Raw genomic sequence first — 8,518 nt, forward strand, 5'->3', positions numbered from 1 at the left:
CTTCAGGCTTGCATCACCTTGCGGCTGTGACGTGCAACGACACTTTCCTCATCGGTCGCAATCACGCGCACCTCCACCTTGCTCTCGGGACGACTGATGATTTCGGCGTGGATGTCGTTGGCGCGTTCTTCAAGCACCACGCCAAGCCAGGTCAATTTTTCGCATATGGCCTTGCGGATGGACGCGGACCGTTCGCCGATGCCGGCGGTGAACACGAGGCATTCAAGACCACCCATCGTGTTTGCAAGCGCTGCTGCTTCCCTCGCCGCGCGGAAGGCAAAAAGCGCCATCGCCTCTTGGGCGCGAGGATCGTTGCTCCCTTCCAGCGTCCTCATGTCGCCCGAAATACCGGATACGCCGAGCAGTCCCGACTTCTCGTAAAGCATCGTCTGCAGCTCCTCAGCCGCGATGCCTCTTTCCAGTAGGAAGTGCAACAGCACGCCGGGATCGATGGCGCCGCACCGCGTGCCCATGACGAGGCCATCCAGGGCCGAAAACCCCATCGTCGTATCGATGCTCTTGCCCTCGCGCAAAGCGCAAAGGCTGGCACCATTGCCGAGATGGGCGACGATGGTGCGTTTCGCCGCAAGAGTTGGCGATATCCCGCTGAGCCGCCCGGCGATGTATTCATAGGAGAGACCGTGAAACCCGTAGCGGCGCAAGCCTTGCCCTTCATATTGGCGCGGAAGGGCGAAGCGCCGCACGAGCGGATCGATCGTCTGGTGGAAAGCGGTGTCGAAACAACCAACCTGTGGCAGGTCCGGTTGCAAGGCGGCTATCGCGCGGACCGGCGCGAGACTGCGAGGCTGATGCAGCGGAGCGAGCGGCGTCAGTCTGTCGATGGCGTCGATGATGTCTGGGGCCAGACGGACAGGTTCGATGAACTCGCTTCCGCCATGCACGATACGATGGCCGGCGCAGAGCAGGTTTCTTTCGCCGATTTCGCCCTGCACCCAATTCAGCATCTCGCCTATGGCCGCGTCCCGCGGCTTGTCGGTGGCGAGCTGCCGATCGCACTGCACCGTTCCGTCGGCCGCTTTTGCGCGGAGTGTGGGTGTGTCGCCCAAGTCCAACGTGCCGCGCGAAACGAGCTGCATATCCTGTGACGAGACAAGATCGTAAAGCGCGAACTTGATGCTGGACGAACCGGCATTCAGCGCCAGGATCGACCGACGCGTCATTGGCGCGCCTTTGCCGCGCCTTTGTCGGGCCAGCTCCATTTCTGGATTTCGGGCATATCCTCGCCGTGCTCGCGGACATAAGCCCTGTGCTTCACCAACCGGCCGTGGAGTTCGCCGGCAAGCCCTTCAGCCCTTTCGGCCAGTCCCGGCACACGTTCGATGGCGGCAAGCGCGAGGTGGTAGCGATCGAGTTCGTTGAGCACCACCATGTCGAACGGCGTCGTCGTGGTGCCCTCCTCGCGGAAGCCATGCACATGCATGTTGTCATGGTTGGCGCGACGGTAGGTCAGGCGATGAATAAGATAGGGATAGCCGTGATAGGCGAAGATTACAGGCCGTGTCTTCGTGAACAACGCATCGAAGTCTCCATCGGCGAGCCCGTGCGGATGCTCGGTGTTCGACTGCAGCGTCATCAGGTCGACAACATTGACGACACGGATTCTCAGGTCGGGGATCGCAGAGCGCAGAATGTCGGTCGCGGCCAGCGTTTCCAGGGTGGGCACGTCGCCGGCGCAGGCCATGACCACGTCGGGCTCCTCGCCCTGAGCAACCGTACCGGCCCATTCCCAGATGCCCGCCCCCGCCTTGCAATGCGCTTCGGCTTCTTCAATGGACAGCCATTGCGGTGCCGGCTGCTTGCCGGCGGTAATGACATTGATGCGGTTATAGGTTCTCAGGCAATGATCTGTGATCCACAGCAGGGTGTTGGCATCCGGCGGAAAATAGAGCCTTACCGTATCGGCCTTCTTGTTGGCGACCAGATCGGCAAAGCCCGGATCCTGATGGCTGAAACCATTGTGATCCTGCCGCCAGACATGCGAGGTCAAAAGGTAATTGAGCGAGGCGATCGGCTTGCGCCAGGCAAGCTCGCCGGAGGTCTTCAGCCATTTGGCATGCTGGTTGACCATCGAATCGACAATGTGGATGAAGGCCTCATAGCAGGAGAACAGGCCGTGGCGGCCGGTGAGCAGATAGCCTTCAAGCCAGCCCTGGCAGAGGTGCTCGCTGAGCACCTCCATGACACGTCCGTCACGGGAAAGATGGACGTCGTAGGGTTCAATGCGCTGCATCCAGAGCCGATCGGTAACTTCGAACACCTCGTCGAGGCGGTTGGATGACGTCTCGTCCGGCCCCATCAGGCGAAAATTCCGCGCCTCGGCATTGAGGCGGAACACCTCGCGAAGATAGCTTCCGCAAATCCGCGTCGCTTCAGCGACGACGCCTCCCGGACGAGGCACTTCCAGCGCCAGGCTTTTCCAGTCGGGAAGCACAAGATCGCGCTTCAACAGTCCGCCATTCGCGTACGGGCTTGCGCCCATGCGCTTTGTCCCTGTTGGGGCAAGTGCCGCGAGCCCCGGCAACAGATGCCCGCTTTCATCGAACAGCTCTCCCGGTTCGTAGCTTCGCATCCAGTTCTCGAGGATCTTGCGGTGGCCCTCATTTCCGCGTGCGTTCGACACCGGCACTTGATGCGAACGCCAGAAACCCTCGACCTTCTCGCCATCGACCTCCTTGGGACCTGTCCATCCCTTGGGGCTGCGCAGCACGATCATCGGCCATTGCGGGCGTTGACCATGCCATCCCGGAGCCCGTGCCTGCTCCTGAATGGACCGGATGCGATCGAGCACCGTGTCGAGCGTCGCGGCCATCGACTGGTGCATGGCAAGCGGCTCGTGGCCTTCGACGAAGAACGGTTCGTAGCCATAGCCGGCGAAGAGACTTCGCAACTCCTGATCGTCCATACGGCCGAGGATCGTTGGATTGGCGATCTTGTAGCCGTTGAGATGCAGGATCGGCAGGACGGCGCCGTCCGACATCGGGTTCAGGAACTTGTTGGAATGCCATGCCGCCGCGAGCGGACCGGTCTCGGCTTCGCCGTCACCAACGATACAGGCAACCACCAGATCCGGGTTGTCGAAGGCCGCGCCAAAGGCGTGAACCAACGCATATCCCAATTCACCACCCTCATGGATGGAGCCTGGCGTCTCGGGCGCGGCATGGCTTGGCACGCCGCCGGGGAAGGAAAACTGCCGGAACAGTTTCCTGAGGCCGTCTTCGCCCTGCCCGATATCGGGATAGATCTCGCTATAGGTGCCCTCGAGCCAGGCGTTGGCGACCATTGCGGGACCGCCATGGCCCGGCCCGCAGATAAACAGAGCATCGAGGTCGCGTTCGCGTATGACGCGGTTCAGATGCACGTAGAGAAAGTTCAGCCCCGGCGTCGTGCCCCAATGGCCAAGCAGCCGCGGCTTGACGTGTTCGGCCTTCAACGGTTCGCGCAACAGCGGATTGTCGAGCAGGTAGATCTGGCCGACCGAGATGTAATTCGCGGCGCGCCAGTAGCGGTCCATGAGGTCGATCCGTTCGTGGCCGATGGCCTTCGGCGTCGCGGCAGCCTTGTCGTTCATCGACATCTCCAGCTTCGGTTCGCTGGTGATAACTGGGGCATCTTTGCGCTTGAGCAACCCCCGACTGCCGCGTTCGGGTCGGCGTCACGACCCACGCGGCCGAGAGACCGGACGCCATCTCGGCCGGGCTTGCGGCCCTATCCGCAAATAGGCGGGAACCTTGAAGTCCTCCGGCGGTTAGAAACTGAAATCGCGAAGACCAGGCTCAAGGCAGGTACCGCGAAGGATAGCCTCGAAGCGTTGCACCAAAGGGAGCTAAAAGATGCTCGATCTTCCTCGTGCCCGTGATCGAATGGTCAATATCCATGTCGGCCGGCGTGGCATTCATGACCGTGAGATTCTGCAGGCAATGCGCGAAGTTCCACGCGAGGCCTTCGTCGAACCCGGCTTCGAGGAATTTGCTTACGAAGACACGCCGCTGCCGATCGCCGATGGCCAGACCATATCGCAACCCTACATTGTCGCGTTCATGATCGAGATGGCGGATGTCAAACCGGGTGACCATGTGCTCGAAATTGGCACCGGCTCGGGATACGCGGCCGCGGTGATGAGCCGGATCGTCGAACAGGTCTACACGATAGAGCGTCATCCCGGTTTGGCCGAAGCCGCGAAGCGGCGGTTTGAAAAACTCGGCTACCAAAACATCGAGGTTCGGACAGGCGATGGCACCAAGGGCTGGCCGCAGGCGGCGCCGTTCGACGCCATCGTGGTGACAGCCAGTGGTCCCGGCGCACCGCTCGCCCTTCAGGAGCAACTCGATGTCGGCGGCAGGCTCGTCATTCCGGTCGGCGACGACCCGGATTTGCAACGTCTGCTCAAAGTCACCCGGACAGGCGCCGCAACCTATAGCGAGGAGGATTTCGGCGGCGTGCGCTTCGTCCCTCTGATCGGCGAGCAGGGTTGGTCGGAAAACGGCACAGCCACCGACGTTGGTCGTCCGCTTCGACATCCCCATCCGATCAGCCTGCCTGATATGATCGCGGCCGCGGCCGAACCCCTGCCCGATTTCGACGATCCGGCCTTCGGCGCATTGTTCGATCGGTTTGCCGACCGGCGCATTGTTCTGCTTGGCGAGGCAAGCCATGGCACGTCCGAATTCTACAGGGCGCGCGCGGCGATCACCCGCAGGCTCATCGAACGCCACGGCTTCACCATCGTCGCGGTCGAGGCGGACTGGCCCGACGCAGCGGCGATCGACCGCTATGTTCGCCATCGTCGGCCGCGAACCGGCACTGGCGCGCCATTCCAGCGATTTCCGACCTGGATGTGGCGCAACACCGATGTCGCGGCCTTCACCGACTGGATGCGCCGTCACAACGAGAAGCTAGAGCCTTCGGCGCAAGCAGGGTTCTACGGCCTCGACATCTACAATATGAGCGGTTCCATCGGCGCGGTCCTCGATTATCTCGACCGGGTCGATCCCCCGGCAGCCAAGATCGCGCGCGAACGCTATGGCTGCCTGACGCCCTGGCAACACGATCCGTCCACCTACGGCCGCGCGGTGCTCACCGCCGGCTATCAAAAATGCGAGAAAGCGGTGCTGGAACAATGCCGGGACTTGCTCGCCAAACAGCTCGAATATGCAAAAAGGGACGGCACCGACTTTCTCGACGCCAGTCAGAATGCCCGGCTGATCGCGTCCGCCGAACACTATTACCGGATCATGTACTATGGCGGCGCGGAGTCCTGGAACCTGCGCGACACGCACATGTTCGAAACGTTGGAACATTTGCTGCATGCCGGCGGCCCCAACGCCAAGGCCGTGGTGTGGGCGCACAATTCCCATATCGGCGATGCCCGCTTTACCGAGATGGGCGTCGTCAGGGACGAACTGAACATCGGCCAGCTCTGCCGGCAGCGTTTCGGGGATGAGGCAGCGCTGATCGGTATGGGCACGCATTCCGGCACTGTAGCGGCCGCCAGCGACTGGGACGGCAAAATGGAGGTGAAGCAAATCCGCGCGTCGCACGCCGACAGCTACGAACGGCTTTGCCACGATTCCCTTGTGTCGCGGTTCCTGCTCGACCTCGGGCGCGACACAACGCTGCGTGAGCGGCTGCTGGAACGCAGGCTGGAGCGATTCATCGGGGTGATCTACCGGCCGGAAACCGAGCTGGGCAGCCACTATGCGGACGCTTCCCTGCCCCGGCAGTTCGACGCGTTCCTATGGTTCGACAAAACCGCGGCAGTGACGCCGCTTGGCCCGGAGCATGCAAGAACCGGCGTTCCCGACACCTGCCCGTTCGGGCTTTAGCCGGCGCGCGGCGAACCAATGAAGAAGCTGAGGCGTGGAACCGGAACGAACTATCCGGTCTGCGATTTCAAAACTGCAATCCCCGTCGAAGGAGTTTTCTCATGACCGGAACCAAACATCCGAAATGGAAGAAACCGAGCGATGCCGACTTGGCGAACAATCCTGGTATCGGGACTTCCAAGGGAACGATCAAGGAAGGCGAAGAGTTCGAGCTTGAAGGCGAGAATACGGTCGAAGGTGACGTCGAAAACGACACGACCGCCGCTGGCGGGATCGATCCAAGACAAAAGATGCGGACCAACAAATAGCTGCCCTGCGCGTCGCTGCGATCAACTTCGCCGGAAGGAGTGAACCATGCCACTTGCCCTTAGCAGTGCCGCCTTTGCCGAAGGCGGACAAATTCCCGAAAGATACACACGAGACGGCAAAAACGTATCGCCGCCGCTGAAATGGTCTGGAGTGCCGGACGAAGCAAAGAGTCTCGTTCTCGTCGTTCAGGATCCTGACGCGCCGAGCGGAACGTTTGGTCATTGGGCGGTGTTCAACATCTCCCCGGACACGAGGGAACTTCCCGAGGCCGAAAGCGGCAAGCCGGGTCCGGGCGCCCTCAGGCAAGCAACGAATGATTTTGGCAACGCCTATTACGACGGCCCTGAACCGCCGGTCGGACATGGCGTTCACCATTACCATTTCCGGCTGGCCGCGCTCGACACGCCGAGCCTTGCCATTCCAGCGAGCGTGGGCATCGAGCGCATCTGGCGGGAGGCGCAGAAACATTCGCTTGAGCAGGCTGAACTCATCGGAACCTACGAACGCAATTCGTAAGTTAATGACCAGGGGCGACCGAGGTGGCCTGCTGCACGGAACGGTTCTCCTCCTCGCCGGTTGTCTGGGAAAGGAGATGCCGCCATGTTTGGAGATATCATGTGGTTGGTCGTCGTTGCCGGCGGCCCATTGCTGCTGATCGTGCTGATGGCCTATGCCGTTATCGCACGCCGTCGGCGTGGACCCGCCGAACAACGGGAGAGCGACCGGGCGACCAACCGGCTGTACCAGGACAAGCGTTGATCCGCGTCGGCAAGACAATCCGATTGGCAAGACATCCAATCGGCAAGACAGGGGATCGTATGCCGCACCGAAGCGACGACGATCCCCAACTACGGTCAGCGCATTATCCTTTGCCGCAACCACGCAAAGAACCTGCCGCTGATGGCTGAGCGGACCCGCGTCGCAGCCCAGCGCGCTTTCATGGTTGAGCCGACGTGGCAATCGCAGACGATGTCGTGCAGCTGCCAGTCGTTCAGTTCGAAAAAGCGCCTTGCCTCACCGTATGTGTCGTCCTTTAAACCCGATGCGCGCAGCACTGGATCCTCGAAGGCGACCGAAATTGCCGTTCCCTCGCCCCGCATCAATGAACGTGCTTCAGGGTGCAGATGTTCGGTGCCTGCAAACGCCCCAAGGCATCGCTCGGGATTACGCTCCAGCAGTTCAGCCCAGCGCTCTATGCGCTGATTTCGTGTCATGGCGGAATAAGCAGCCGACGATTCAATCTTGGCGACGGCATGCAGTTGGTCGAGTGTTTGATGTTTCATGGCCAGCTCCTGTTGAGGCAGCGAAGCGCCCACGCCTTCAAGGGAATTACCGCGCGTTAATGCTTCGACAAGAGCGCCAGGCTGGAGAATTCGACACAACCGGATTGGGCCGGCGGGATCATAAACACGCCGGCTGCGTTCATCGACGGGGGCTGCTTGTGACAAGCCACTGATCCGCGACGGGATGCATCCATGTTCATCCAGCCAATCGACTATTTCCTTGCCGTCTGGTTCGCTCTTGCCGCCGCCTCGACGCTTTATGTCGGCTTCGATCAATACCGCAACAATCCCGAACCGGTGGTGATGAAATGGGGCTTCATCCTGGTGACCCTCTATATGGGTCCATTGGGGCTGCTGCTTTATGTGCTTGCAGACAAGGAGCCACGTCCAGGCGAGCATGAAGACTTCACCAGGCCGCTGTGGAAACAGGGGGTCGGCTCGACCATCCACTGCGTTGCCGGCGATGCGACCGGCATCATTCTCGCCGCAGTCATCACGGCAACGCTTGGCCTGCCGATGTGGCTCGACCTCATCGTCGAATATCTGGCGGGCTTTGCCTTCGGCCTGTTCATCTTCCAATCGCTGTTCATGAAATCGATGATGGGCGGCACCTACTGGGAGAACGTGCGCAAGAGCTTCTTGCCCGAGTTCATCTCGATGAATTTCATGATGGCCGGCATGGCGCCCGTCATGAGCTTTCTGATGATGGGACGCGACATGCGCGCCATGGAGCCGACCGAGCTTTTGTTCTGGGGCGTGATGTCGATCGGCGTCATCGCCGGCTTCACGCTCGCCTATCCGGCCAATGTCTGGCTGGTCGCGCGCGGGCTGAAGCACGGATTGATGACGCAGCGCCCGCAGGCGAACGAAACGAGCAGTGGAGAGCCGACCGCCCACCAACAGCACGCTACGCATCACCCCAACGCCGGCGACGATCGACGAAGCCGCAACACCTCCCACAAGTCCAAACGCAGCGGCCATCAGATGGAGACGGACGCTACGACGCCGCAGATTGCGGCCCTCGGTATTGTGTCGGTGTGGCGTTGGCGATCGGCATGGCCGCGCCGGCGAACTGGCTGAACC

At 61.2% G+C, this 8,518-nt stretch carries 7 protein-coding genes and 1 pseudogene; 5 read left to right on the plus strand and 3 right to left on the minus strand.

Annotated features, from left to right (window positions below):
* Positions 1-2: 2 nt before the first annotated feature.
* Both EN893_RS10120 and EN893_RS10125 read right to left on the minus strand, forming a co-directional pair.
* The gene (locus EN893_RS10120) at positions 3-1,181 is read right to left on the minus strand and encodes an acetate/propionate family kinase (protein WP_127267422.1); all 1,179 of its coding nucleotides are present in this window, start codon (positions 1,179-1,181) and stop codon (positions 3-5) included.
* Positions 1,178-3,589: a phosphoketolase family protein gene (locus EN893_RS10125; RefSeq protein WP_128361521.1), complete on the minus strand. Its 2,412-nt coding sequence runs from the start codon at positions 3,587-3,589 to the stop codon at positions 1,178-1,180. Before EN893_RS10125 ends, EN893_RS10120 begins: the two co-directional genes overlap by 4 nt.
* 262 nt (positions 3,590-3,851) lie before the next feature.
* Between EN893_RS10125 and EN893_RS10130 the strand changes: the two genes are divergently transcribed.
* The 4 genes from EN893_RS10130 (at position 3,852) to EN893_RS10145 (ending at position 6,911) form a co-directional block, all read left to right on the plus strand.
* Positions 3,852-5,843, plus strand: coding sequence for a protein-L-isoaspartate(D-aspartate) O-methyltransferase (locus EN893_RS10130; protein WP_128361522.1), 1,992 nt, complete (start codon positions 3,852-3,854; stop codon positions 5,841-5,843).
* A gap of 101 nt (positions 5,844-5,944) precedes the next feature.
* Complete coding sequence (locus EN893_RS10135) at positions 5,945-6,151, plus strand: hypothetical protein (RefSeq protein ID WP_013531530.1); 207 nt, start codon at positions 5,945-5,947, stop codon at positions 6,149-6,151.
* Between the two features lie 46 nt (positions 6,152-6,197).
* Positions 6,198-6,668, plus strand: coding sequence for a YbhB/YbcL family Raf kinase inhibitor-like protein (locus tag EN893_RS10140; protein ID WP_127268875.1), 471 nt, complete (start codon positions 6,198-6,200; stop codon positions 6,666-6,668).
* A gap of 84 nt (positions 6,669-6,752) precedes the next feature.
* A complete protein-coding gene (locus tag EN893_RS10145) occupies positions 6,753-6,911 on the plus strand; it encodes a hypothetical protein (protein ID WP_127268877.1) in 159 nt (52 codons plus the stop codon).
* Positions 6,912-7,006: 95 nt separating this feature from the next.
* Here EN893_RS10145 and EN893_RS10150 read toward each other — a convergent pair whose 3' ends face one another.
* Positions 7,007-7,435, minus strand: coding sequence for a hypothetical protein (locus tag EN893_RS10150; protein WP_127268879.1), 429 nt, complete (start codon positions 7,433-7,435; stop codon positions 7,007-7,009).
* A gap of 192 nt (positions 7,436-7,627) precedes the next feature.
* On the opposite strand from EN893_RS10150, the pseudogene EN893_RS10155 reads away from it, so the two are divergent.
* Positions 7,628-8,518, plus strand: a pseudogene (locus EN893_RS10155) (DUF4396 domain-containing protein); the annotation flags it as partial.

Origin of the sequence: Mesorhizobium sp. M7A.F.Ca.CA.004.04.2.1, assembly GCF_004022825.1 — a bacterium.
In the GTDB taxonomy this organism is placed as follows: domain Bacteria; phylum Pseudomonadota; class Alphaproteobacteria; order Rhizobiales; family Rhizobiaceae; genus Mesorhizobium.